26 protein-coding genes are annotated in these 26,333 nt (G+C 51.1%); 21 read left to right on the top strand and 5 right to left on the bottom strand.

The features are described 5' to 3' along the window. Positions 1 to 3: 3 nt before the first annotated feature. A complete protein-coding gene (locus FHS16_RS21135) occupies positions 4 to 306 on the bottom strand; it encodes a hypothetical protein (protein ID WP_183567345.1) in 303 nt (100 codons plus the stop codon). A gap of 152 nt (positions 307 to 458) precedes the next feature. On the opposite strand from FHS16_RS21135, the gene FHS16_RS21130 reads away from it, so the two are divergent. Beyond that, positions 459 to 1,787: a VWA domain-containing protein gene (locus FHS16_RS21130; RefSeq protein WP_183567342.1), complete on the top strand. Its 1,329-nt coding sequence runs from the start codon at positions 459 to 461 to the stop codon at positions 1,785 to 1,787. A gap of 53 nt (positions 1,788 to 1,840) precedes the next feature. Here the strand turns inward: FHS16_RS21130 and FHS16_RS21125 are convergent, their stop codons facing one another. From FHS16_RS21125 to FHS16_RS21115, 3 genes are all read right to left on the bottom strand, one after another. Then, positions 1,841 to 3,220, bottom strand: coding sequence for a Glu/Leu/Phe/Val family dehydrogenase (locus FHS16_RS21125; RefSeq protein ID WP_183567339.1), 1,380 nt, complete (start codon positions 3,218 to 3,220; stop codon positions 1,841 to 1,843). A gap of 289 nt (positions 3,221 to 3,509) precedes the next feature. Continuing rightward, positions 3,510 to 4,799 carry a glycoside hydrolase family 27 protein gene (locus FHS16_RS21120; protein ID WP_183567336.1) on the bottom strand — a complete coding sequence of 430 codons (1,290 nt, stop codon included), beginning with the start codon at positions 4,797 to 4,799 and terminating at the stop codon, positions 3,510 to 3,512. Positions 4,800 to 4,908: 109 nt separating this feature from the next. Further along, positions 4,909 to 5,793 (bottom strand): helix-turn-helix transcriptional regulator, encoded by an 885-nt coding sequence (locus FHS16_RS21115; RefSeq protein ID WP_183567333.1) that lies wholly within the window; start codon positions 5,791 to 5,793, stop codon positions 4,909 to 4,911. Positions 5,794 to 5,859: 66 nt separating this feature from the next. Here FHS16_RS21115 and FHS16_RS21110 point away from each other — a divergent pair, with 66 nt between their 5' ends. Further along, entirely contained in the window at positions 5,860 to 6,270 is a 411-nt protein-coding gene (locus tag FHS16_RS21110; RefSeq protein WP_183567330.1) for a gamma-glutamylcyclotransferase family protein, read from the top strand. A gap of 69 nt (positions 6,271 to 6,339) precedes the next feature. On the opposite strand, the gene FHS16_RS21105 is transcribed toward FHS16_RS21110, so the two are convergent. Continuing rightward, the gene (locus FHS16_RS21105; protein WP_183567327.1) at positions 6,340 to 6,492 is read right to left on the bottom strand and encodes a hypothetical protein; all 153 of its coding nucleotides are present in this window, start codon (positions 6,490 to 6,492) and stop codon (positions 6,340 to 6,342) included. A gap of 174 nt (positions 6,493 to 6,666) precedes the next feature. On the opposite strand from FHS16_RS21105, the gene FHS16_RS21100 reads away from it, so the two are divergent. The 19 genes from FHS16_RS21100 (at position 6,667) to FHS16_RS21015 (ending at position 26,316) form a co-directional block, all read left to right on the top strand. Beyond that, on the top strand, positions 6,667 to 8,076 hold the full coding sequence (locus FHS16_RS21100; RefSeq protein ID WP_183567324.1) for a CopD family protein: 1,410 nt from the start codon (positions 6,667 to 6,669) through the stop codon (positions 8,074 to 8,076). A gap of 16 nt (positions 8,077 to 8,092) precedes the next feature. Then, positions 8,093 to 8,950 (top strand): sensor histidine kinase, encoded by an 858-nt coding sequence (locus tag FHS16_RS21095; RefSeq protein ID WP_183567321.1) that lies wholly within the window; start codon positions 8,093 to 8,095, stop codon positions 8,948 to 8,950. After that, positions 8,947 to 9,645 carry a response regulator gene (locus tag FHS16_RS21090; protein ID WP_183567318.1) on the top strand — a complete coding sequence of 233 codons (699 nt, stop codon included), beginning with the start codon at positions 8,947 to 8,949 and terminating at the stop codon, positions 9,643 to 9,645. The genes FHS16_RS21095 and FHS16_RS21090 overlap by 4 nt, the downstream gene beginning before the upstream one ends. A gap of 119 nt (positions 9,646 to 9,764) precedes the next feature. Further along, the gene (locus FHS16_RS21085) at positions 9,765 to 10,226 is read left to right on the top strand and encodes an ATP-binding protein (RefSeq protein WP_183567314.1); all 462 of its coding nucleotides are present in this window, start codon (positions 9,765 to 9,767) and stop codon (positions 10,224 to 10,226) included. An 18-nt stretch (positions 10,227 to 10,244) separates the two neighbouring features. Beyond that, entirely contained in the window at positions 10,245 to 10,589 is a 345-nt protein-coding gene (locus FHS16_RS21080; protein WP_183567311.1) for an STAS domain-containing protein, read from the top strand. A 37-nt stretch (positions 10,590 to 10,626) separates the two neighbouring features. After that, entirely contained in the window at positions 10,627 to 11,862 is a 1,236-nt protein-coding gene (locus FHS16_RS21075) for a PP2C family protein-serine/threonine phosphatase (RefSeq protein WP_183567308.1), read from the top strand. A 32-nt stretch (positions 11,863 to 11,894) separates the two neighbouring features. Next, the gene (locus FHS16_RS21070; protein ID WP_183567305.1) at positions 11,895 to 14,099 is read left to right on the top strand and encodes an AAA family ATPase; all 2,205 of its coding nucleotides are present in this window, start codon (positions 11,895 to 11,897) and stop codon (positions 14,097 to 14,099) included. Positions 14,100 to 14,276: 177 nt separating this feature from the next. Further along, positions 14,277 to 14,855 (top strand): Pvc16 family protein, encoded by a 579-nt coding sequence (locus tag FHS16_RS21065; protein ID WP_183567302.1) that lies wholly within the window; start codon positions 14,277 to 14,279, stop codon positions 14,853 to 14,855. A gap of 1 nt (position 14,856) precedes the next feature. Next, positions 14,857 to 15,648: a peptidase associated/transthyretin-like domain-containing protein gene (locus tag FHS16_RS21060; RefSeq protein ID WP_183567299.1), complete on the top strand. Its 792-nt coding sequence runs from the start codon at positions 14,857 to 14,859 to the stop codon at positions 15,646 to 15,648. Between the two features lie 104 nt (positions 15,649 to 15,752). Further along, positions 15,753 to 17,465, top strand: coding sequence for a phage tail sheath family protein (locus FHS16_RS21055; RefSeq protein WP_183567295.1), 1,713 nt, complete (start codon positions 15,753 to 15,755; stop codon positions 17,463 to 17,465). Between the two features lie 38 nt (positions 17,466 to 17,503). Beyond that, positions 17,504 to 17,938, top strand: coding sequence for a phage tail protein (locus tag FHS16_RS21050; protein ID WP_138752594.1), 435 nt, complete (start codon positions 17,504 to 17,506; stop codon positions 17,936 to 17,938). A 129-nt stretch (positions 17,939 to 18,067) separates the two neighbouring features. Then, positions 18,068 to 18,448, top strand: a complete 381-nt coding sequence (locus FHS16_RS21045; protein ID WP_183567291.1) for a phage tail assembly protein — start codon at positions 18,068 to 18,070, stop codon at positions 18,446 to 18,448. Positions 18,449 to 18,465: 17 nt separating this feature from the next. Further along, entirely contained in the window at positions 18,466 to 18,645 is a 180-nt protein-coding gene (locus FHS16_RS32480; RefSeq protein ID WP_312891019.1) for a DUF6760 family protein, read from the top strand. Positions 18,646 to 18,654: 9 nt separating this feature from the next. Next, complete coding sequence (locus FHS16_RS21040) at positions 18,655 to 19,116, top strand: phage tail protein (protein ID WP_246431886.1); 462 nt, start codon at positions 18,655 to 18,657, stop codon at positions 19,114 to 19,116. Between the two features lie 280 nt (positions 19,117 to 19,396). Continuing rightward, positions 19,397 to 23,425: a hypothetical protein gene (locus FHS16_RS21035; RefSeq protein ID WP_183567288.1), complete on the top strand. Its 4,029-nt coding sequence runs from the start codon at positions 19,397 to 19,399 to the stop codon at positions 23,423 to 23,425. Positions 23,426 to 23,452: 27 nt separating this feature from the next. Then, complete coding sequence (locus FHS16_RS21030) at positions 23,453 to 24,079, top strand: CIS tube protein (RefSeq protein WP_183567285.1); 627 nt, start codon at positions 23,453 to 23,455, stop codon at positions 24,077 to 24,079. Between the two features lie 6 nt (positions 24,080 to 24,085). Further along, complete coding sequence (locus FHS16_RS21025) at positions 24,086 to 25,168, top strand: phage late control D family protein (RefSeq protein ID WP_183567282.1); 1,083 nt, start codon at positions 24,086 to 24,088, stop codon at positions 25,166 to 25,168. Next, positions 25,165 to 25,893 (top strand): phage baseplate assembly protein V, encoded by a 729-nt coding sequence (locus FHS16_RS21020; RefSeq protein WP_221226433.1) that lies wholly within the window; start codon positions 25,165 to 25,167, stop codon positions 25,891 to 25,893. Before FHS16_RS21025 ends, FHS16_RS21020 begins: the two co-directional genes overlap by 4 nt. A gap of 21 nt (positions 25,894 to 25,914) precedes the next feature. Next, on the top strand, positions 25,915 to 26,316 hold the full coding sequence (locus tag FHS16_RS21015) for a gp25 family contractile injection system sheath assembly initiator (RefSeq protein ID WP_312891007.1): 402 nt from the start codon (positions 25,915 to 25,917) through the stop codon (positions 26,314 to 26,316). Positions 26,317 to 26,333: the final 17 nt, after the last annotated feature.

Raw genomic sequence — 26,333 nt, 5'->3', positions numbered from 1 at the left:
CGATTACTGCTCAAGCAGCTCCCCGTCTCCGCGAATGGCGGCCGCTTGATGCGGCTCATTGGGATGGAAATAGCCATGTCCGCGGAAGGTTTGGCCGGTGCTTGCGACAGCGGTAAGCGCGATGCCGATATCCTCGCTTCGCCCGAACAGGGCGAGCAGCTCGCGGTCTCCGACGCCGTTGATATCTACATACCACAAACGGTCTCCGTATTCCGTTACGCGAACGAGCTCGGCCGAGGTGAAGGAGAGCTGGATGGTTTGCTGCTGATAAGTCATTTCCAATGCCAGTAATTCAAAGGTTTCCAAAGTCCTATTCCTCCTGCTATGCAAGCTTGATGCCGCAGCCTCTCGGGCTTGCGCATGTCTGTTAACGATTGTAAGGTTATGGGCTTCATTATGCAACTTTCCTTATCCATTATTCGTCAGATTAGGAAATACAAAGATAAGGGGCTGAAAGAATGAAAGAGGGTCATTCGTTCAACAGGGCATCAACCCGCCATAAAAGAGGAAACCACTGGATCGCGGCACTTATGCTTGCTATGTTTCTCGTGCTTAGTGCATGCTCATCCGCGGGGAACAATGATTCCGCCGGAAAAAGTGATTCCACCGGAAAAAGTAATTCCGCAGGAGACGCGAGCAGCGAAGAGGCGCCAACGAAGGACATGAGTTTCAAGAATGAGGACCGTTCGTTAAGCGAGGAGCCTGCAAGAGAGAAAGAAGGCGGCAAGCGAAGCTACAACGATCCGGATAAATCGGTGCAAGCAGGACAATTAACGGCAGGAGAATGGGACGATCTGGCGGCATGGGAGCGCTTCGGCAACCTGCTTAACAGCCAGGAGGGCGACTCCAGCATGAGGCTTTGGCAATTTTGGAATTTCCACAGGCTTGAAGTCATCGTTACCGCAAGCGGAAAGGCAGTTGCAGATGCAAGCGTGGACCTTCTCGCCGGCGGGCAATCGGTATGGAAGGCGCGAACGAATACGGAAGGCAGAGCGTTCGTCTATGCCTCATTGTTCGACAGGGATACGGCGAATAGCGGCTCGTATACGGTGAAGGTACAGTCTGGGCAAGAGTCGAAAACGACGCAGAAGCTGGATATCCCGCAGCAAGGAAGCATTAAAGTCGATGTAGGAAAAGGGACTGCGTTATCCAAGCAGGTGGATGTCATGTTTGTCGTGGATACAACAGGCTCGATGGAGGATGAACTGAATTATTTGGAAGCGGAGCTAAAGGATGTCGTGAACCGCGTATCGCGTGAGCATGCCAATCAGCTTGATATAAGAATCAGCGCTAACTTTTACCGGGATCGTTATGATGATTACGTCGTTAAGCCGTATCCGTTCACAATGGATGTCAACGAAGTGACGAGCCAGTTCAGCAAGCAGAAAGCAGAGGGAGGCGGCGATTTCCCTGAGGCGGTTGATCAGGCGCTGCGCGATGCGGTGCATGAGCACAAGTGGAGCGAGGAAGCGAGGACAAGGCTGTTATTTTTGGTGCTTGATGCCCCGCCGCATGACGAAGAGCAGGTTATTGATGAAATAAAGAAGCTGACGAAGGATGCCGCGGCGCAGGGCATACGGATTATTCCTGTAGCATCAAGCGGCGTGAGCATCGATACGGAGTATTTGATGCGCTTTATGGCGGCGGCGACGGGCGGGACATATTTATTCCTAACCGACGACAGCGGCATTGGAGGCGACCATCTTGAGCCTGCCGTAGGGGAATATGAGGTTAAGCTGTTGAACGATTTGCTCGTTGAGGTTATTAATCGGTACGTACAGCAATAAAAAAAGGCCATTCACAAGCAGCAGCGCTGCATGCGGATGGCCTTTTCTATCGGTTAGTATAGTTTGCCTTGGCGATAAAGAACGGTGGATAGCTTCATAACGGCGTGGTTGTAGCAGTTTTGGCGAAGCGGGAACGGATCGCCGAAAAATGCCGGCAAAATGCCGTTCAATGTTTTTTTCATTTTCTCATAGAGCATCTGATAAACCTGTTCTTCACTGAAAAACTGCGTTTCCCGTCCCTGCAGCCATTCGAAATAGGAGACGATGACACCGCCGGCATTTGCCAATATATCTGGGATAATGATCGTGCCTCTCGCGGTCAAAGCCACATCGGCTTCGCCCGTAACGGGAGCATTCGCCCCTTCGACGATGATGCGGGCTTTTACCTGGTCCACATTTCCTTGATGCACCTGTTCTTCAAGAGCAGCAAGAATGAGTACGTCCACATTCAAATAAAGAACATCCTCGCGGCCGAGAATTTGCGCTTTCAGATCAAGCTCGCTTAGGGCGGCTTCCGTTGCAGGAAGATCGCCTTGGTGCTGTACGGCGTAATCAAGCAAGGCCGGTATGGATAAGCCATCCGGATTGTAAAGCGTTACGTTCCGGTCGCTGACTGCGACAACCTTGTTCTGCAGATTAGCGCATTTGTAGGCTTCCATCGCTGCAACCGAGCCTACGTTGCCAAAGCCTTGCACGGCAATGGACAGCGGTTTGTCGGCAAGGGCCAGCGCGGTCTGGACGAATGGATTCGTACTGCCTGCAAGCCAGCTGCTCTGGGCTTTGAGGAAGTCGTACAGCATATAGCGGAACGTGAAATAAACGCCTTTCCCCGTAGCTTCCCTGCGACCAAGCGAGCCGCCGTTGATGACGCTTTTTCCCGTAAAGCTGCCGAGATAAGGCTGGCCGGGATGAATGCTCTTGTATTCGGCCATCATCCAGTCCATCTCACGCTCGCCCGTGCCCATATCGGGAGCGGGAATATCCTTGTCGGGTCCGAGGACATCGCTGAAATATTGGACATACTTTTTGCAGATGAGATAGAGCTCCTTGGCAGAGTAGATACGCGGATTGATGACAACCCCGCCTTTCCCTCCTCCGAAAGGAACCTCATGCAGCGCGTTTTTAAGCGTCATGAGCGCAGCAAGATTGGTAACCTCGTCTTCGCTGACGGATTCATGGAACCGGATGCCGCCTTTGTAGGGACCTAGCGTATCATTATGCTGAATGCGGTAAGCTGGAATGCGAACGACATTCCCATTATCAACGGTGATGCGCAAAAAAGCTTTATGTACTTTATTGGGCGTCGACAAAATAGCTGCGAGCGATAAAAAAGCTTGTTCCCGGGCTTGCTCCTGCAAATTCGGTAAAAAAGCGGGATCTCCCATTAGTGCGTTTAAGGATTGCTGTACGATGGCTCCTGTTTGGCTTGCCATAATTAAACGACCTCCTCTATGTCAGGAATGAGATGCTGTCCATGCGTGATTAGCCGCATAGGAACTCTAACTGTAACATAATGGAACGATTAAGCCAAAACAGCAGCGGACTGCGGATGCTAAAAACCAGCTAACCGCGCAATTAAACGGTTAGCTGGTTTCTGCTCATGCTTTTCTAAAATATCAGACTTTATTTGTTTCATGCGATAAAGTACTCTTCTATTTCTACGAGAAACGGATACCTTCCCCTTGCAGAGGACGGCGAAGCCGTTTCTTCTTGTACGATTTGCTAAGTTAATTTGAGCAGCAGCGAGCCATGGGGCGGGAGTTGGAATGAGAGTTCTTCCCATATGCCCAAATCCTCTCGTGACCAAAGGCTGCGCACTTTCGGAGCAGCAGTGAGCCCGAGCTGCTTGAGCGTAACGGCAACAGCGGCAGGCTGTTCGCCGACATTAAACAGAGCAACGTATTTCGAGCCTTCTGCATCCTCGGCTGTCCAAGCAATTCGTTCATTCTCACGGTATAGCTGTCGTGCTCCTCTCCCGCCACGATGCAGCGCGAGCACCTCTTCGTTCGTTAGAAGCGACAAGGTCCATTCATCGTTGTCGCGCATTTCACCGCCGAACATAAGCGGAGAGCGGAAGATCGCCCAAAGCGACATCATCGTTACCTGCTCATCCCGTGTGAACCGAGTCCAACGGTCACTGCCGCCGCCGTCGACCGAACGGATTCCAAGATGACCGAGCGGGAGCATGTCGCAATCCGGCCAAGCCCCGTCGCCGACATGCGGCGCCCATTTCTCGCAGCGCTCGAACATCTCGTGCAGCAGATGCCAGAGATCCCAATAATCATCGGTCATACGCCACATATTCGCATGCTCCGCGAGCGCCTCGGCATGCGCCAAAGGAGCGGGTCCAGGCGAGAGGCTGAGGACCATCGGTCTTCCGGATTGTTCGATCGCTCGATGGATGAGTTTGATTTCTTCCAAATGAATGCCGTATAACCGAGAAGCGGCAATGTCGTCGACTTTGACGAAATCAACACCCCATGAAGCATATAAGTCGAACAGGGAATTGTAATATTGCTGCGCGCCATCCTTGGATGCATCAACGCCGTACATGTCCGTATTCCAAGGACAGATTGAATTCTGGTGCGCTATTTGGCGTGCTGTAACATCTGTGCCAAGCAGCTTCGTGTCCGCGTGGACCGCTTGGCGCGGTATGCCCCTCATGATGTGGATGCCGAATTTCAAGCCTAATGAATGGACGTAGTCGGCAAGAGGCTTGAAGCCGCGGCCTTCAGCAGCAGACGGGAAGCGATTAACGGCAGGCAGCAAGCGTGAATACTCGTCCATTTCAAGCGGTACAAAGGCACGGTATTGGGAGGAATTCGCTCCCGGCTCATACCACTGGATATCGACTACGACATAATCCCAGCCAAAAGCTTTCAGATGCTCCGCCATGTAGGCGGCATTCCCGCGAACCTCTTCCTCCCGTACGCTTGCGCCGTAGCAATCCCAGCTATTCCAGCCCATTGGCGGCGTTTCTGCATATAGATGGTGCTTAAACGAAGTTGTCATGCAATCTCGTCCTCTCTAATCGTAATATTGCTCTATATGTTCATGGTAAAACGAAACAATAGCGGGTGACTAGCACAATTTGTTGCGATAAGATGTAAAATATTGCTCTTCAATTGAATTGCAAGCGATCGATCGAAGGAAGCTCTTTGGCCAGTCGGAAATTAGCAGGCGGGAACCCCGTTCGGCTGCGAAACACTTTGCTAAAGTAGCTGCTGCTCGAATAGCCTACCGAGAACGCGATTTCTTCGACGGATAATGGACTGTTTCGCAGCAGGCTGACTGCTTTCTCCATTCTTACTTTCGTCACATAATCCATTGGTGAGATGCCTGTTGTCTTCGTAAACATTCGCGTAAAATAATACTTGGACAGTCCGGCAGCATCAGCGACATCGTCAAGGTTTTGCAGTCGATGATATTCCTCCTCCATATAGGCAGCGGCGAGTTTGATAGGCTCAGGCCAATTCGCTTTTTCATGCTGCTGCAAGGTATGCGATTGAAGAAGCTCCATAATCAGCCTGTAAATCAGCATGGAAGCTTGATAGCTGTTTTGAATGCGATTCATTCTAGCTTCCGTATAAAGCGATTTGAGCGTTTGGATGACCTTGCTGGATGGATCGAACGACGGAGTTATGCCTACGGTGTCGATCAGCTCAGACCAAAGTGATTTCAAGTGCTGCTGGCGAAACAGGACGAAATAAAAGGTCCATTGGTCGCTTCCGCTCGGCAAGCCGTAATGATGGTCACCTGGAATTTCGGCTAGAAAAGCCATTCCGGGATGAATATCATGCGTTTGGTTGCCTAACCTGAACTGACCAAAGCCGGAAACGGTATACTGAAGCAAATAAAGCGGTCCATCAATTCTTTTCATGCCGTCCCAATAATAATCGGATTCCCGAATCTCCTGGTGTCCTGTAGCAAACAGCTGATAGATCGGCAGATGGGGCGGATCCTGAAAGCGGTAGCCGTATACGCCATAAGGCTGCTGTAATTCCATATAAGATATACCTCCGTGAGAGCAATATAGATTAAAACCTACGATAGGTAGAAAAGGAGCAGCGAAATGAGTTCATTATTTGTTTTTGTATATGGGTCATTATTGCCAGGACAAAGCAATCATCATATTATCTTTCCGCATTTGCTGGCATGCAAAGAGGGCTGGATAGCCGCAAGGCTTGTTGATTGCGGCGCATATCCGGCAGCCGTTCGCGACGAAATTGCGATCAGGCGCAATAGTATTATACGCGGGCAATGGATTGCCGTCGATAGAGCAGGCGTTGCCGCGATGGACAGGCTGGAGGAGTTTTACGGGATCGAGGAGCAGAACGACTATGAGCGTGTATGGCTGCCTGATGCCAAGGATGCAACCATTGCCGGCTGGTCTTATGTATGGGAATCAACGAGAGGATATCCAGTCGTCGGGCTCGATTATTGGCCGGATTATCAAGCCGGTAAACAGCGGCATCGCGAATAAAAAAGGCATGTTCCAGGCAGTGCCATGCGGCGCCGTGAACATGCCTTGATGCTGTTTTGCTTGTGCGTTCTACTTCGTCTCTTCCTCATGGTCGGCGGCATAGGCAATTAAGGCTACATCGGTGCCGTATGCGTCTGTCAATTGCTGCTCCAGCTTGCGAATGGCATCCAGTGCATCGCTGTGGCTGCCAAGCTCGGCTAGACGGTAGTCTCTGTCCATCATTGCGTTCACATCCTCGTAAAGATTTGTTTAATTGTAGAATGAGCCTAATTCCCATTCGCTATGCAAACGGGCTTAGGACGGAGGTATGCAGCGAATGTTTTTCGGACTATAATTGTTCTGTTGACAGCGGTCTAGTACACTGAAGCAGAATGACTTAAAGGGAAGTGACATCAATTGGGTACTAACGAGGTTTATATGCATCGGGCAGCGATCGGAAGAAAGACGAAATATAGGTCAATCAGCATGCTTATACTGGTGCTTTGCATAGTCGGTACGTTATGGCTGCTTCCTTCAACGGCGATGGCAGAAGCTCCACTGACGATAGAAGACACATCATTCGATCCGCATAAACAGGTTGGCCACAACCATTCAACCGACGAGCATGCCGGCAAAGGCGTCACTGTTCAGGAGGCCTTCTTTTATACGGTAAGATTATTTTATTACTTCGCTTTCATGCTGGCAGCAGGCTTGATGCTGTGGTCCATCGCCATTCCTGCAGATCAGAATGACACGCAGCGAAAGCTGCTGAACAAATGGAGCATTCCTGTCATGAGAGCGCTGCTGGTTGCGGTCCTGTTATTTGTATTCGTTCATGTCAGCCAGCTTATGAGCGGATATGACGGCACTGATCCAAAAGAGTGGCTGCGGATTCTAACCGATACGACCACAGGGCGATCATGGTTAGCGTTGACGGTGTTGTCTCTCCTCGGTTTTGTAATGCTGCGCCTGCCAGATTCGCTGCGGGCAATATGGGCTTTGCTGCTTGCAGCGGCTGAAAGCTTCAATGGGCATGTGCTGGCATTGCCTAGCAATTCGATTGCTATCGTACTCGACTTCATACACGTAGCTTGTTCTGCACTGTGGGCAGGGGGCTTAATCCTGCTGTTGCTGTTCTGGCGGGCAGACCGGAAGGAAGCTGGGAGATTCGCTGAGCGATTCATGCGCGCGGCATGGTTGTCCATCCTGCTGCTAAGCGTTAGCGGAATCGGCATGACGATTCAGTTGCTGCCTTCGTGGCGTTATTTGATCTATACGAGCTGGGGGATCATGCTCCTTGCGAAAGCAGGCTTCGTGCTCGTTATCGCATGCTGTGGCTTCCTGCTGCGCAGGAGGATCAAAAGCCAGAAGCTGCCGAGCGGCAAGCTGCTCAAGCTGGACGGGCTGATGATGGCTTTGGTGCTGATCGTGGCGAGCATTTTCACCTACGTAAGCCCAATGCCGGAGACGGAGCCCTTCTCCCATCACGAAATGGGGGAAAACTTCCACTATACATTAGCCATAACGCCGAATGGTCCAGGCCCGAACCGTATTTCGCTTAAAGTGTGGCTGCCAGAGCAGTTAGGGGCTCCCGTCTCAGTCAGGCTATTGCTCCGTTCTGTTGACCACCCTAAGGAGAAAGCAGTAGAGGCTATACTCCAGAGCGACAGCGGCGAGGACTTTTTTGCTTTCCCAGGGTTTACCGAAACCGATTATGTTGCACACAAGGTAGATCTTCCGTTTCGCGGCGCTTGGGAAGCCGAGTTGCTCGTATTGGATCAATCGGATGCCGTAACGAAGAAGATCATTGCATGGCGGAATGACTAACGAGAGGAGCAGGGGAATGTCGTATAAATGGCTGAAGTGGTTGATTCTGTGGATACCGACCGTAGCGATCGGTTTATGGGAGTATTTGCGGCATGCTCTGCTCCTGCCGTTTATATCGATGGATTTGGGGAACGTTCTTGCTCCCGTATTTGTATTCGTCATTACGCTGACCTTGCTGCGCGCTTTGTTTGCGAAGCTTGAGAGCATGCAAGAATCGCTGCAGCGAGAGAGGGTCGTCAAGGCTGCCTTCGAAGAACGCGAGCAGCTGGCAAGAGAACTGCATGACGGCATATCGCAATCGCTATTCATGCTTTCTGTTAAGCTGGATAAGCTGGAGCGCGCCAAAACGGTGGACGACATGCAGCAGACAACGGAACAAATGAGGAAAACGGTCAGACATGTTTATGATGACGTGCGGCAGTCGATTGCCAATCTGCAGGAATTGCCGATTCCTGCGGATTTGTCGTGGATGCAAAGCATCCATCACTTCACAGCGGAAATGGAGCAGTCCTGCGGCATTCGCACCAAAGTAGAGTGGCATCTGCAGGAGGGGGTGCTTTCGCATAAGCAGAAGGTCGAATTGCTTGCCATTATGCGAGAAGCACTTATGAACGTACAGAAGCATGCAAAGGCGGAGCAAATCGTCATTCGCTGCGAGAGCGGTCAGGAATGGGATGCTCAGCCGGCTGTTTTTTGCTGCAGCATAGCGGATGATGGCGTCGGGGCGCCGGCGGAGAAGCTTTACGAGAAAGGAAAGTACGGCGTCAAAATGATGCAGGAGCGAGCGGATGCCATGGGCTGGAGCCTGTCCGTCCAGAAGACGGATCCGCACGGGACGACCATACTGATCAGCGGAGGGAGCAATAAAAAATGAGCGTGACGGGACGCGTGCGTGTTTTTCTGGTAGATGACCATCCCCATGGGCGAGAAGGGATGCGGGATATCGTTACGAGTGATGACTCCTTCACTGTTATTGGAGAAGCGTCGAGCGGGGAGGAAGCCATTGCCGCGCTTGCGAATCTGCAGCCGGATTTGGTCTTGATGGACATTAATATGCCGGGAATGGGCGGTTTGGAAGCTACGCAAAGGTTAAAACAAGCAAAACCAGCCTTAAAGATAGTAATGGTTACGGTATCCGATGATATTACGCATTTGTTCGAGGCGATCAAGCGCGGCGCGCAGGGCTATTTGCTTAAAAATCTGGCACCATCCGCTTGGCTTGAGTATTTACGGGCGATTTCCCTTGATGAGGCGCCTATGTCGAAGGAGCTTGCATTCCGCTTACTTCAGGAATTTTCCTCTGGTAAGCCGAAGGAAGCTAGAAAGGCTGCAGGCAGGGCACAGACTCTCGATAAGGATGCTGACGTGATGACAACACCGCTGACGGACCGGGAAAAGGAAGTGCTCGAGCGTGTTGCAACGGGCGCGTCCAATCGTGAAATTGCCGGCGAGCTGGGCTTGTCGGAGCATACCGTCAAAAACCATCTCAAAAATATTTTGCAGAAGCTTCATTTGGACAACCGGGTACAGCTGACCAGATACGCCTTCGAGCAGGGAATCGTCGAATGAGGCGAAGTGCAAACAATTCGACAGAGATTGCAGGATTCAGACAAGTTTCGTAGAAGTACTAAAGTCGTATGCGAGTAGGCTAATGAGCGGATAGGTCAGATTCAATTGGGAGGTAGTGCATGTCGAACGATTGGCAATTTCCCATCGATCGCGAGATTAAGCTATGTAATCGAATGGATGAGCTTCAACGCTTGAATGAAGGTTTGGAAGAGATCGGTGCTGAGGTTGGCTGGACGGCACGCGCAGTGCTCGATCTGTCGCTGGCATGCGAGGAGCTTGTTGTCAATATTGTCAATTATGGCTTTCCGTCAGGGGGAGAGCACCATATCGATGTTCTGATTCAAGCGTCTCCGAGCAGCGTTGAAGTTAAAATAGAAGACAGCGGAGTGCCTTTTAATCCTTTGCAAACGGCGGATGCTTCGACATTGCTGGAGCTGGAAGATAGGCCTATCGGAGGACTCGGCATTTTTTTCGTGAAACGGTTAATGGATGATATCCATTATGAGTATGCGGGAGGCTTAAACCGCTTCCGTATGCGCAAGCAATTTGGCTATACCCATCAAAATGACGATCAAGCGTAAGCGGGAGGATATAAAAACATGAATATAGAAGCAACTGAGCTGAACGGGGTCACGATTATTCCACTTGAGGGCAGACTGGACGGCAACAATGCTACTGTTGCGGAGCAGGCGTTCCTTAAGCTGTTTGCCGACGGAAAGCAGCTATTCATATTTGATTTTACCAATCTGCAATACATAAGCAGCGCAGGGCTGCGTGTTATTCTCGTAGCGGCGAAGAAACTCAGAGCGTCCAAGGGACGAATGGTATGCGCTTGTCTTGGCGAGCAGGTATACGATGTTTTCGAAATGTCAGGCTTTACGACGATATTGGAAATGGCAGCAACGCGTGAAGAGGCCCTGGAGAAAATAGGAGCGGGCGTATAATGGTTTCTGAGCTGTATGGGGAAAGGCGGTACACATATTGTCTCTACTCTATTTAGTTATCGGTGCAGCTGGCCTCGGCGCCGCGTCATATTTATTCATTCGCAACCGTCAGCTTGCTTCGAAGCTGAGACGTGCGGAAATGCTGTTTGATTTGAGCACGAAGGTTCATTCTTCCTTGCATAAGCCAGAGCTGCTGGGGTCCGTCAACGAGGCAGCCAAGCAGCTCATTTTCGCTGACGAGGCGGCTGTCGCTCTCGCATGCGATGAGGATATCCAAGGTTCGGAGACATCGGGGACGGCTCTGATCGATAGCAGCGGGAGCTTCAAAGACAATAAAGTAATTGTGCCTATGATCGCCAGAGGGAGGAAGGTTGGCGTGCTGGAGGCGTCGGCGAAGAGTGGCGGAACACCGTTTCGGGAGGCTGATCTGGAAACGCTGACGAAGTTTGCCGGCCCGTTGGCGCTTGCGCTCGATAACGCCAGACTTTACGAAGCGCTTGAGGTATCGGTTAGCGAGCTGCAATATGCGACAGCGCTTAAGGATCGTTTGGAAAACGAGCTGCAGATTGCGGGAAGCATCCAACTGAGCTTTCTGCCGACGACGATGCCTTCGGCGAATGAGCCGTTTGATGTATGCGCGCTCTTGAAATCGGCGAAGGAAGTTGGGGGCGATTTCTACAATTTTTTCAAAATCGACGAGAACCATCTGTTCTTCACGCTTGGCGACGTATCCGACAAAGGCATACCGGCGGCGCTATTCATGGCTATGACACTGTCTCTTATCAAGGGGAAAATGAATTCTAATCTTACACCGGGCGAGCTGCTCGAGAAGGTTAATGATGAGCTATGCACGGACAACGCCCAGCTGTTCGCGACCATCGTGTGCGGCGTGCTCAACATAACGACCGGCGAGGTCGTACTTAGCGACGGGGGACATTGTACGCCTTATATCGTGAAAGAGGACGGGACTGTCATTCCGATCAAGCTGCCCAAAGGAATCCCGCTGGGCTCGTTCCCTGAATTTACTTACCGTGACCAGACGATAGCGCTGGACCGCGGAGATCGTTTCGTGCTTTATACAGATGGGATTACCGAAGCCGAGAATGCGCATCAGGAGCAGTATTCAACGAATCGGCTGCAGCAGTTTTTGTCACAAACATCCGGCTATTCCAGCGCAGAGATTATTGATGCGCTGCTGATGGACGTATTCATGTTCGCGGACGGCGCGCCTCAATCAGACGACATTGCGGTATTATGCCTCATGCGCCGATAAGCGAGGATGCCTTCCGATAAGGGAGTAGGATTATGCGATTATATGAGACGGGGTTAGCATATTTGCGCGATGAGCTTGCCGTGCTGGAGCGGGGAATGCGTATTCTTCTTGCTGATTTCGAAAGCAAGGAAATCGATGGACAAACACCGATGTCAATGCGTGGGCTTATGGTCAGCCCTGCGGATATTGAGCGATCGCTGCAAGATAGCGAATGGCTTGACGATGAGGACACGCTTGCTTCATTCAGAAGCTATAGAATCGAAGAGGAGCAGGCAATGCTGCAGCATGTAAATGACAGCATAGGCGAAGGGAAAATTCTCCCGTTCGCTTATTTGTCATGGCGGCTGCGCCTCGGCAGCTGGGAGAAGCGCTGCGTGCTGCTATGCCTTGCAACTGAGCTCGACACGCGTTACGAGAGCTGGTTCGGCTACTTGAACGACGACGTCACGCTGCGTGTTCCAACCGCAGAGCTGGCGCTCAGGCTGCTTGGGGACGGGGAGCAGGACAGCTATTTCCTGCGCTCGCTGCTTGCAGGATACTCGACGCTAAGCAGATTTGTGCTGCGTACGGATAAGGCGGCTGCCGAGCGCAGCACGCTCAAGCAGCCGCTTCGGATGGATGCGCGAATCATTTCGTTTCTACTGGAGACAGAGCGTCTCGATGCGCGAATCGCCGACGTCTGCGCCAGATTTGACTTTCAGGAGCAGGCGCCCGAGCTTGCATTCGACGAAGAGGTGCAGGCAAGCCTCAGACTTGCTGTGGAGTTGGAGCGCAAGCGTGATGATAAGGAAACGCCCTATGAGCGAGGCGGAATCAGGAGCTTGCCGTTTATTCAGCTCAGCGGCCCTTCGGGTGTAGGGAAAAAGCTGCATGCTAGGCATCTTGCCCATGCAATGGAGCAGCCGCTGCTGGTCGTACAGCTGGATAAGCTTGCGCGAGACGGCGATGCCTTAGGAGAGCAACTGCGAAATATCGTAAGAGAAGCGCTGCTGTCGGATGCGATGCTCTGCTTCGATGAAGGGGAGAGCGAGCTTGCAGCTTCCGAGGGCTGGCCACCTTTGCAGGAGCGGATCAGATCAGCGCTGTTTGCGTATGGTGAGGTTTCAAGTCGCCCGGTGCTCTTATGGCTGACGCGACTGGAAAGGCGTCCATCGCAGCTTCCAATACCGCGCGGCGGCGCAGTAATCAATCAGGAGCTGGCGGTTCCTAGCGCTGAAGTGCGTCTGCAATTATGGCAGCGCTGCAGCCCGGAAGGCGTTGATCAGGAGCTGTTAAAGCGCATCGCGGATAAATACGCATTCACAGCGGGACAGATTGGGGGCATGAGCATGCAAGCAGAGCGCCTTGCTGCGCGAAGCAAGCATGAATATCCGACGCTTGACGATTACGCATCTGCGTCTAGAAGCCAAGTACAGCATAAGCTGTCAGAGCTTGCAGTAAAGCAGAAGGTCGTTCGTCTTTGGGATAATCTTATTCTTCCCGAAGAGCCGTTAGAATTGCTCCGGGATGCTTGCAGCAGGCATAAATATAACGAAACGGTTTTTAATCGGTGGGGCTTCGGGCAGAAGCTTCCCTATGGACGCGGGCTGAGCATGCTCTTTGCGGGTCCTCCCGGAACAGGCAAAACGATGGCAGCGGAAGTGGTTGCGGGTGAATTGGGGCTTGAACTCTATCGTATCGATCTCTCTCGCGTAGTGAGCAAATATATTGGAGAAACAGAGAAGAATTTAAGGGAGCTGTTTGCCGAAGCGGAGAACAGCGGCGCTATTTTATTTTTTGATGAAGGGGATTCACTGTTCGGCAAACGGACGGAAGTGAAGGATTCGAACGACCGCTTTGCGAATATGGAGGCTGCATATTTGCTTCAGCGAATCGAAACCTTTGACGGCGTTTCTATTCTAGCGACAAATTTGCTGCAGAATATGGATGAGGCCTTCCTGCGGCGAATGCAGGTGATCGTAAAATTTCCTTTCCCGGACGCTGCGCAGCGTGAGCAGATTTTCCGTTCCTTGCTGCCTCTAGACGCTCCGCTTGACTCGGATTTGGACTTGCCGTTCCTTGCTGCACGCGTAGACGCCTCCGGCGGGCATATTAAAAATATCGTCTTGTCGGCCGCCTTTATGGCAGCGGCGGAGCAAGCTTCTATCGGCATGCGCCATATGGTTCGGGCCACCCGCCAAGAGCTTCATAAGATGGGCAAAATTGTCGTTAAGGAGTCATTTGAGCCTTACAATTGACAGGATGAATTTCCCAATTGCCATTGCGTGTGAGTTTTTTTGATAGATTGTTGTGTATTCCGTGTAAAATTGACAAAAAATGAGTAATTTTGCGTAGTCAATTGGTAGTAGAGAAGCTATAATAGAATTCGTATACAAATAGATTTATCATTACGTAATTGTGGGAGTGATAGGCAAATGGGAGGATATACGGTCATTGCGGATTTGGGAGCCAGTCTGCTGCGCTTGCTACGCGATCATCTAACGCCCGACCCTGTGCCTCGCCCCGACCTGATCGGCATGGCTTCGCCCCGTGATGCAGGAGACCTAGCGCTGTCCCTCTTCCTTTACAATGTTAAAGAGAACGGAGAATCGCGACGTACCGGCATGATAGACCGCGGAGGGGTGCTGCAATACCCGCCTCAGGCGCTGGATTTTTATTTCATCATGACAGCGCATTCCAATGCAGATCGGTTGACTAGATCTTTGGACGAGCATCGGATATTGGGACGAGCGATGCAGGTGCTGTACGATAATGGCGTGCTCAGCGGGCCCTACCTAGAAGGGACGCTTGCCGAAGTCGGTAGCCCGATAAGGCTTGCTCTTATGAGCTTAGAGGGTGACGAATTAATGAAATTGTGGCAGTTCGGCGATATGCCGTACAAGCTTTCTGTCGTCTACCGCGTAGGTCCAGTCATGCTCGACTCGAACCGAGTCAAGTCTGTTTCCCGTGTCGTCGAGCGCCATATTGTGCTTGAAGAAAAGGGCGGTGGCTAATTTGTCACAGCTGCGTTCCATCAGCATTACACATTGTTCGCTCGTTGTGGCGCCTATCGACATCTGGACAAGACGCCAGCCGGCACCTTCGGCGCTGAGCGTGTCCCTCGAAGGCGTCCAGAAGAAACCGGTCCGAAAGCCTGACGGGACCTACTTGTTTCTTGATCTTCCGCCGGGCAGCTACTTGCTTACGGTTACCTCACCTAGCTTTATACCCTACAAACGATTAATTGAAACAGCAGATTTGAATAAATTAAATCCGGTAGTTACCGTTCCTTTGCTCCCAAGCCCGGGCTACGCTTATCCGTCAGCCTCGACTGCGCTCGCTTTTCCGCTTTGCGATGATTCTGGCGCTCCTTGCGCCGGTGCAGACGTATGGGCATACGCGAGCGAAGATCAAGCTGCCAGAGGCAGAATCGCTCAAGATACGTTGGCTGCAGGAGTAGATGCTGCGATCATTGGATTGCTGCAGGGACAGACAGTTGCCGGAGAATGCTTGCTGCTAAGAGGGCAGGGCAACGAGGAACTTGTACAAGTAGCCGAGGTATTGCCGGGCGGCTGGCTGCGCTTCGAAAATCCGCTGCAGCAAAGCTATCGCAGAGGCGCGTCGCTGCTGCCGGCCGTGCAGACGCAAAGCGCTCATAACGGAATTGTCATTCTTCCGTTTCGGGGTACGCTGCCGCGTTCTTTCGTCGTCAAAGCAGTTGCTTCGTACGGAGAAAGCAGCACTACGGCCGAGCTGACAGCACGAGCCGGGGAAGTTACAACTGCGCAGACCTTGATTCTTAAATAGAATAAAAAGTAATCTGCCGCATTTCAATTGGTCTTGGGGTTGACGAAGGAGAATATGGCCTGCCGTTACCTAATACATAAATAGATTCAGAGAGGAGATCACACATGGCTGAGTATTTATCGCCAGGCGTCTATGTGGAGGAATTCGAAAGCGGCGCCAAACCGCTGGAGGGTGTCAGCACAAGCACAGCCGGCTTTATCGGTCTTGCTGCTCGCGGACCAGTCGAAGGATTGCCGCAGCTTATTACAAGTCCAGCTGATTTCGGGCGTGTATACGGTTCTTATTTATCTGAGAATGCGTTCGGCTCGTATCGTTTCCTTGCTTACGCCGTTAATCAGTTTTTCACAAACGGAGGTTCCCGCTGCTTCATAACACGGGTAGCGCCTTCGGATGCCAAAACGGCTTCGAATGAAACGCAAAAGGATTCTGTTCTCTCTATTGCCGCTAAAAATCCAGGCGCATGGGGAAATCAGATCCGCGTTGTTATCGTACCTGCAAGCAAAGCAAAAACACCGATCTTCGAAGCAAGCGAAGGCAATCGCTATCGCGTGAAGAACGCAGCGGGCTTCTATGCAGGCGACGTTGTTGTATTTGCAAACGGTACGGAAAAGCAATACAACCGCATCGTATCCGTGCATGATCAAGTGATCGAGCTTGCGGAAGAGCTGAAAGGCGACGTAGTGGATACGGCACTCGTGCCGACAAAGGTATTGAGCACCTCTGAATTCACGGTGAACGTGCTCTACGGCACGGAATCGGAAACTTACGAGAAGGCATCTCTTAATCCAGAAGCGCCGAACTACGTAGAGAAGCTGATTTCCCGTTCGAATATCGCTACGGTGCAAGTGCTTAAGGCTTCGGATGCGAATGTAGCTCCGCTTGAGCAAATTGCGGGCGCAGACGCTGCTGTATTCGAAATTCTATTGTCAGGCGGTAGCGACGGCACTGCGGCAAGCCTATCGGCTGCTGACTTTATCGGCGAAGATTTCGGTCCTGGCAAAAGAACGGGCATTCAATCGTTTATTGATAATGATGTAGTAAGCATTATGGCAATTCCAGGCGTTACGGATCCGAACGTACAGCTGTCCCTTGTTGCACATTGCGAAATTTTGGGAAGCCGCTTTGCGATTCTCGATCTTCCTCGCGAAGCAACGAAAGTACAGGACGTGCTCGCTCATCGCGATTTGTTCGATTCCAGCTATTGCGCGCTGTACAACCCATGGCTGCAAGTGTTTGATCCGCTCGACAAACGCAACATTTTTGTTCCGCCGTCCGGTACTATTGCAGGGGTTTACTCCCGTTCGGACACGACGCGCGGCGTACAGAAGGCACCAGCTAACGAAACGCTTCGCGGCGTAGTTGGTCTAGACGTGCAATACAACAATGGCGAGCAAGACATTTTGAACCCTGCAGGCGTTAACTTAATTCGTGCGTTCACGGGTCAAGGCATTCGCGTATGGGGAGCACGCACATGCTCATCGAACACGCTTTGGAAATATATCAACGTACGTCGTTTATTCATTTTCATTGAAGGCTCCATCAAAAATGGTTCAAGCTGGGTCGTATTCGAGCCGAATACCGAGCAGCTATGGGCGCGCGTACAGCGTACAATCGAAGCCTTCTTGACTAGAGTATGGCGTGACGGCGCTTTGTCGGGTACGAACCCTTCAGAAGCGTTTTACGTTGAAATCGGCCGTTCCACGATGACACAGGATGACATCGATAACGGTCGCCTAATATGCGTTATCGGCGTAGCGCCGGTGAAACCAGCTGAATTTGTCGTGTTCCGCATCACTCAGAAGACAGGCTCTGAATAATCATTTGCTTCCATATCGAATAACGGAAGGGGATCCACATGCCAGGAGATCGTATTGATCCATATCGGAATTTTAGATTCCGCGTCGAAGTAGAAGGTTTAGAGCAAGCAGGTTTTAGCGAGGTTTCTGGATTCGAGGCAACTTTTGATGTTGTCGAATACCGCGAGGGTAATGAAGTAATTACACCCCGCAAGCTTCCAGGCTTGATTAAATACGGCAATATTACATTGAAATGGGGCACGACAGAATCCATGGAGCTGTACGAATGGATTCAGGAATGTGCGCAAGGCACGATCGAGCGTAAGACGATTACGATCATCGCGCTTGACGAAGAAGGCGAAGACGTAGCAACATGGCAGGTTATTGAAGCATGGCCGGTTAAATACACTGCGCCTACCTTCAACGGTACCGGCAATGAAGTTGCGCTGGAGCTTATTGAATTCGCGCATGAGGGCTTGGAGCGCTCAGCGTAAGTACAACGTAATTAGAGCATGCATGATGGTGAACAAGGGATGGCAGCGGGTGAGTAATCGCTTGCTCCTCTCTTGTTTTCCGCTTTTTTAAAAGCAGCAGCCATAGGAAATGATTGGAGTGAAACAGCAATGGCATTTCAAACGGAATATGAATTTGAATTACCGCGCGGCTATGTCGATGATCAAGGGAATTTGCATCGCAGAGGCATCATGCGGCTTGCTACCGCTGCCGATGAGATTTTGCCGATGAAGGACCCGCGTGTACAGTCCAACCCCAGCTATTTGACAGTCATTCTGATGGCAAGGGTAGTAACAAAGCTCGGTGATGTCAGACATATTGATACGAAGCTGATTGAGAAGCTATTTACAGCAGACCTAGCCTATTTGCAAAACTTATATCGCCAAATTAACGACTTGGAAGCCCCTAAAGTGCTTACCGTTTGTCCGAAATGCGATCATGAGTTCGAGGTGGCTGTCGATTTTTTGTCCTTAACGGAAGCTCTCTCCTAGGGTACCCGGTTGACCGGCTGTACGAGGAGGTCGGCTTCGTCGCTTATTATTTCCATTGGTCGCATGATGACATTATGAATATGGAGCATGCGGAGCGCCGTCGCTGGTGCGACGAAATTTCGAGAATCAACCGCAAGATGAATGATGACACAGACAGCAGCAAGAAAAACATTTTCGACGTATTCGGAAAGAGGTGACGCTGCGCTATGGCAGTCATGAAGGGGCAAGAGAAGGGTCGCTTTCACGATGTAGCGACAACGTTTATGTTTTGGATAGAGCTGGACGATATTTTTGTGGCGGGTTTCTCTCAAGTATCCGGTCTGGAAGCAGAAACGGAAATTGAAGAGTACCGCGAAGGCGGAGTTAATGGTTATGTCCATAAGCTGCCAAAGGGCGTCCGCTTTCCTAATCTTGTATTGAGCAAGGGCATGACCAAGTCCCCGGCGCTTTGGAGCTGGTATGAAAGCACGATTGAGGGAACGATTGAGCGCAAGACCGGCGCGATTGTGCTTCAGTCTGCAGATGGTACGGAATTTGGACGGTGGAGTTTTTTTGACGCGTATCCGGTGAAGTGGACGGGGCCGCAGCTCAATGCGAGCACGAGCGACGTAGCCGTTGAAACGATTGAAATCATTCATAGCGGTTTGTATGGAGATTTTCAGGCATAAGCGTGAAGCTCTAAAAGTGTTGAAAGTGTTGAAAGTGTTGAAAGAGTTGAAGATATGAAAGAGCTGAAAGAGTTGAAAGAGTTGAAAGAGCTGAAAGAGCTGAAAGAGCTGAAAGAGCTGAAAGAGCTGAAAGAGCTGAAAGAGTTGAAAGAGCTGAAAGAGTTGAAGAGCTGATAAAGCTGAAAGAGTTGAAAGCACTGAAAGAGCTGATAAAGCTGAAGAACTAATAGATCTATAGCTAAATAGAGGTCATTTGAATGCAAATAGGAGGATGCTGCGGATGAAACATATAGCGGACCGAACGAGCAAAGCTGCGACAACGCAATCAACGTCGGTTCAGCCGTTTGCCGGAGGCATCTTGAATAAATATAAAACTACCGCTGGACGCAATCGTTTTGAGCGCGCAGCCATGTCGCATGTACTTAAAAGCCAGCCGAGCATTACTCAGCAAACCTTGCATATCCAAGTCGTTGCTCCTAAGCCGGAAGCACCAAAGCAACAGAACAAGAAAACAATGCTGCCAGGTGCAGAACGCAGGGTTGAACGAATCATCGAGCGTGAACGCGTGACGGTCGAACGCGAGAAAATAGTGTTTCGTGACGTGACGCATGTCATAAGAGAGCAAAGAACGGTAAGGGAAATGGCTATGAAGCAGCCTGCTGAAGCAGATACCGCAATTGAGGTGAAGCGAAGCAAGCAGATCGTCAAGCAATTGGAAACAAAAGCTCAAAGCAGCACGAAAGAACTTGAAAAAACAGTGCGCAGCATGAAGCAGCAATCAGACTTGGCACTAGAGCAGAATCGAAAGCAAACCGAAAAGAGCGTTAGCAGCTTTAAGCAGCAAGTTGAAAAGTCTGAATCAGACAAGAGCAAAAATATCGGACATATAGCGAAAAACACTAGGAAACAGCTGGAACAGCGGCTAGAACATAGTGAAAAGCATCAGAAAGAGAATGCTCATACCGACAAAGTTCATTCGGAAGAGCATAAGCAACATTTAAATCATACCGTAAAGCTTAATCCTGAATTGTCAATTGGACCAGTACCGCAAGTGAACGGCAGACCTGTTAAGGCGCTGAAAGCTGCGCAGCTTGCGGATTATTATAAATGGCTTGAAGCAAGACTTCAGCCGGGTATTCGAATTCAATCAATTCGCGGGCTAAGGGAGCTTCGAAAGCCCTTGGCTGAAGAAAAAGTACAGCTTCTATCGTCTGCGCCTCGTTCTGGCGCAGCATCAAGTTTCAAGCCGATGCAGCTAACGAATGCAAGGCGGGCATGGTCTCGGCAGGAGCAGTCAGCCGAGGGGCTTAGGCAGGAGACGGAGCGAGGTGCGTCGACTGCGGGTTTGGAGCAGCGCGAGGCAGCGAAGCGGTCCGAGGGGCTGAGGCAGGAGACGGAGCGAGGTGCGTCGACTGCGGGTTTGGAGCAGCGCGAGGCAGCGAAGCGGTCCGAGAGGCTGAGGCATGAGACGGAGCGAGGCGCGTCGACTGCGGGTTTGGAGCAGCGCGAGGCAGCGAAGCGGTCCGAGAGGCTGAGGCAGGAGGCGGAGCGAGGCGCGTCGACTGCGGGTTTGGAGCAGGGCGAGGCAGCGAAGCGGTCCGAGGGGCTGAGGCAGGAGACGGAGCGAGGCGCGTCGACTGCGGGTTTGGAGCAGCGCGAGGCAGCGAAGCGGTCCGAGGGGCTGAGGCAGGAGGATGGCAGCAAGAGCAAGCTTGTGAGCGGGAATAGGCGGCAAGCGCTGGAGCATCGCACCACTCCTAAGCAAACGAAAGAGCAGCAGTCAGATGCTGCTGTCAACAAGTACGACGAGCATGAGGCGGATTCTGACGAGGTCAAAGCTTCTCGAACGAATGATACTTTTGGACGTACAGCCAGCAAGCCATTTGAAACACAGCTAACGCGCCATTCCAACAAATGGGTGATATCAGGCTCGATAGCTGATTATGACCGTGTAAGGCTTCAATTGATGACGCTGCAGCGTAAGCCGCAGTCATTGACTTTACAATCCAAGCAGCAAAATGACAAAAACAGCTTTGCGATATCTGCAAAGCGCTTCATCCATCGAACACAGCGCACGCAATCGGAGCATTCCGATGCTGGCGATCATTCACATAGAGCTGGGCGTATTGGACAGAACAAAGCAAGCATGGACCCACCGGCCCAATCACAAGCAAATAAAGAAAAGGCACCTGAGAAAAGCAGCGTTCCAGACGGGTCCGTGAAAGGCTCATTACAGAACAATGAAATGACGGAATCATCTTTAATTTTGCCAGTAATATCGGATAGACAGAGCCAGCATTTCAGTCATGGGTTGCCGCAAGCTTCTGTAACCGCTTTGTATAAAACAGCAGGACGCGGTGAAAAAAACATATCGACGAAACCGATGTCATTGATTTTGCGGCGATTTGAAGAGCGGCAATCCAAGCCAATGGTTGAACGGTTCTTATTACAGACGCAACGACAGCCTGCAACGAATGATGCGAGTCAAATCAGGGAGAGAGACGGTCAGCAAACCGTTTCGGATACAAGGAAGCAGCAGAATGAGCCAATCGCGTCACGAAGCCGCAAAGCAATGATTCATCGAAAACCAACAATTGCTGACGCTCCAATGAATCCGGATGGACATAGCGTCGATCGTACATATGCCGCTGGAGCTTCACTGAAGGATATACAGGCACTACAAACAAAGCAACAAGCACAACATGCGTCAAATGCACAACAAGCATCACAAGCGTCACAAGCATCTCAAGCATCACAAGCAACAAAGACGCAACAAGCATCAAAAGCATCACAAGCATCAAAGACGCTGCAAGCGTCCCAAACGCAACAAGCATCACAACTAACATATGCAGCTGCGCAGTTGCAAAGTGATTCCGAGAAGTCTGCGGGCATGAACATGCAAAATACAGTGCGCGGACAATGGCTTGCCCGGTCAATGAATGCGAAAGCGAAGCTTTTACGCAGCCCGCTAAGATTTTTGCATAAGCAGCATGAGAATACGAGAAGTACGAAATCCAGCGATAGCGGATTGACAAAGAAGGGCATACGTCCTAGTCGCCCGGCAGTTGAAGCTACCCATAGGGCGAACGATAACGCTTCGGCAAATGCATATGCACTCACGAGTTTTAAAGCAACGAGAAAGCCGCAGCGTCAGGAAGCCGAACTTATACAAGCTGAAAGCAAGCTTGTTGCTCGAAGCTTGCAGGCGAATCCTATCCAGGCGAAGCCAAGCGATCAGGTATCAGCGCTGCAAAGTGATACTTCTATCGAGCCGCCGCAGCGTTCACAGGCTATGTACGCTCAGCAGGAGGCAAGACATAAAGAACCGCTCATTGTTAAAGCAGCTCGAGGAATAGAGCATTCCCAGCAATCCGATGATTCACAAGCTAACCTGCCGTCTACATCGCCAGATACTTTGACAAGAGCGGCAGTTGTGCCGCGCAGGGCTACAGCTGATTTAAGCAGACTGTCAGCGAATAGGCTGATACAGCGGTTCGATCGCGGACAAGCCGGCCAGCCAAGCCGGTCGCAGCAGCTGCGTCACACTGCGGTCGTCTCAAAGCTTTCTACGAATGCTGTGAGTAGATCACCGCAGGCTGACATTCAGCACAATGCGGCAAAAGCTTCATCAGTGGCTGCAGTGAAGGCTTCCGATGTCATGCGCGTTTACCCAGCGCTGAGCGTACAGAGAAAGCTGTCTATCGAAGCTGATGATGCGGAACGCAAGGGTGAAGAAACGCGGCCAATCAGCGCACAGCTATCGAGTGCAGTGAAACCTGCAACGGACCGCACGCACCGGCAAGTGCAGCCTGCTGTATTTGCAAGCAAAGGCATGAGAACGGGAAGACAGCTGCTGCACACTCTTCAAAAGCGCTCCCAAAGCGCAGCCGCCGCACAAGCAAGCAGCCAATCAGCGCTGCGTGGATTGACGACGCTTGTACAGGCTGGCGACGACTTGCAAAAGAACGAAGTGCAGCCAAGTGCTGCAGCTAGCGAGCAAGCATCGCTTAGCTATGCTGCAAAGGGCAGCAATCGCAATGGATTCGGAAGGCTGGAAGCCAGCGCGGCACTGCCGGCTTCCAGGGATAGAGGCGCGATGCCAGCGCTTGCTCACCATAAGCCCGTGCAGGCAGCTCCGCAGGAGCCTCCGCGCCAGGTTAAGGTAGAGGCACCGCGCGAGATGGATCCTGATAAGCTGCAAAAAATGATTATGAAAATTCCGCATCTTCGCCCGGAAGCGATAGCGGATCAAGTATATCAAGCATTAGAGCGCAGGATGAAGCTGGAGCAGCGAAGACGAGGCTACTAGAGGAGCCGGATAAGGAGGGAATGGCCAATGACTTTAAGCAAAGCGCAGTTTTGGATTTTTCGTTCAAAAGAAACCGAGAAGGTAGACGTCCTATTTAACCCGACCGAGTACGAAATGGAGTCGGGTAATCAATATTCAGAGCAGGAAATAGCCGGCCTGCAAACCCCGCTCTCCCAATTCACGAGCGGTGAGCGGACGACGCTAACGCTGAATTTGTTTTTCGATACCTATGAAGCTGGAATTGATGTACGAACCCATACCTCCAAAATCGTAGGCATTCTCGATGTCGATTCGGATCTGCATACGCCGCCGACCTGCAAGTTCATTTGGGGTTCTCTGGATTTCAAAGGGGTAATTACGAGCATTTCGCAAAAGTATACGATGTTTCTGGAAACAGGTGTACCCGTTCGCGCATCATTGACGGTATCCATGCTCAGCTCGCAGACGATGAAAGAGCAATATCAGGAGATTCCCCGTCAGTCCGCCGATCGAACGAAACAAAAAACGGTCAAGCAGGGTGATCAGCTGTGGTCGATTGCCGCAGAGGAATATGAAGATCCTGGGGCATGGCGACATATCGCTGAAGCGAACGGCATTGATAATCCACGCATGCTGCTATCCGGAAGAAGCTTGACGATTCCGAGATTGGAGTGATGGAGTGTGGCCGTTACCTTTGAAAGCCTGGAATCCAAATACGGTGATTTCAACGCGCCGGAAGTAGATATTTTAATAGAAGGACAATTAACGAAGCTCTCAAATATGGCTGTTGAATGGGTCGATGTTGAGCAGACAACGGATGCACAAGCGGACATTGCACGATTTGCGATATCAAACGGCTACATCTGGAGCGAGTCCCGCATGCAGTGGGTCGGATCAACGATAACGGTTGGCAAGAAGCTGCAGATCAAGCTGGGCTATGCGGATAAGAAATCACTCGTTTTCGATGGAATTATTACGGGTTATTCGGTAGATTTCCCATCCAACGGAAGTCCAACGGTAATCGTAACGGCAATGGACAGATCTTTCCTTATGATGAAATCTGCGCATTCCAAGGTGTGGAACCAAATGAAGGATACAGACGTCGTCAGACAAATTGCTGGCAATTACGGCCTTTCCGTGGATTTGGACGATACGACGGTTACCAAAAAGACGATCGAGCAGATAGGGGTCAGCGACTACCATTTCATTCGTTCTCTAGCGATGGACAATGATCGGCATTTTTACGTGGAGGCATCCAAGCTTTATTTCAAAAAGCCTAAAACGTCCGGTGCACCGCTCATTACGCTTAAGTATGGGAAAAATCTCGTTCAATTCACGCTTACCGTCGATGCTTCCAGCCAAACCTCGCAGGTCAAAGTGCGCGGCTATGACGTGGACAAGATGCAGGCCATCGAGTCGGTTGCAAGCTCGGTAACGGTTATCGGGTCGAACACAAAGAGCGGACCTAGCGTTGCGAGCATGCTTACCTCTCAAAAAATGGAAGTTGTCTATACGCAAGCTGCATCAATGGAAGAAGCGCAGTCGCTTGCGAAAGCGATGTTGGATCGGATATCGAGAGAGCTTGTCATCGGACACGGCACATCAATCGGGTTTCCTGAGATGAAGCCAGGCGAGCTGATCAAGATCGAAGGGCTTGGCAGCGAGAAGCTGGATCAGCAGCTGCGATTAACGAAGGTAACGCATCGGCTTGACGCGACGAGCGGCTACATGATTTATTTTGAGACGGAGGGGAATGCGATATGAGCACGATGTATCCTGGTTTTTTTGACCAGCATCAGCGTTCCATGCAATCCGAGCAGCTGTCCGGCGTCTGGAATGCGATCGTTACCGACAACAAGGACCCGGATAAGCTCGGCCGAGTAAAAGTGAAATTTCCGCTGCGAGAGGGTGAATTGCAAACGGAATGGATCCGCATTGCAACCTTAATGGGCGGCAACGATATGGGATCGCTTTTCTTGCCGGAAGTGAACGACGAGGTGCTAGTAGCATTCTTAATGGGACGCCTGGATCAGCCTGTCGTCATTGGTTCATTGTGGAGCAAGAAGCAGAAGCCGCCAGAGCCGAACGAAAAAAATGATATACGTAAAATTAAGACGAAGACCGGCCATGAAATTACGTTTGACGATACGAGCAGTGCCGGCACGGTAACGATAAAGACTTCAAAGGGGCATAATATTACCTTCGCCGATAAAGAAAAGACGGTAACGGTGGAAACGCAGGATAAGCAGCAGTCGATAAAGCTGGATGAGACCGGCAAGAAGATTACGATCAAGTGCGGGACCACATCAACGATCGAGATGAATGCTCAGGGCGACATTAAGGTTACGGGGACGAAATCCGTCACCGTGAAGGGCACGCAGGTAAAAGTGGAGGCCGATGCGTCGCTGACGCTTCAATCAAACGGCATGCTCGAGGTCAAGGCCACTGGTATGCTAACCCTTAAGGGCGCTATGGTCAAAATCAATTAACAGCGAAGGGGGCTGCAGCTTGTGTCGGCATCATTTTTGGGAAAAGGATGGAAATTCCCGGTTCAGGTTGACGCAACGACCGGCCGCATTCGGATGGCGGAAGGCGAAGAGGATATTGAAGAGTCGATTCGCATTATTATACGAACGTCTAAGGGAGAGCGCTTGATGCGACCAGACTTTGGCTGCGGGCTAAGGGATTTCGTTTTTGGTACAACGGACGAAACCTCCCTGCGACTAATTGCGAGCGATGTGCAGGAAGCGATACGAATTTGGGAGCCGCGTGTCAAGGACGTCGAGGTGGAAGTAAAGCCGGACCGTGAAAACAACGGACGTGTGCTGATGAATGTTTCCTATGCCGTACGTTCAACAAACAATCTATTTAATCAGGTCTTTCCTTTCTATTTGGAGGAAGGGACGAAATAACGGGAGCGAACAACGTG

Source organism: Paenibacillus endophyticus, assembly GCF_014192395.1.
Lineage (GTDB): Bacteria > Bacillota > Bacilli > Paenibacillales > Paenibacillaceae > Pristimantibacillus > Pristimantibacillus endophyticus.
Note: the sequence above shows the minus strand (reverse complement) of the source record. Positions and strands in the feature narration are given on the sequence as shown.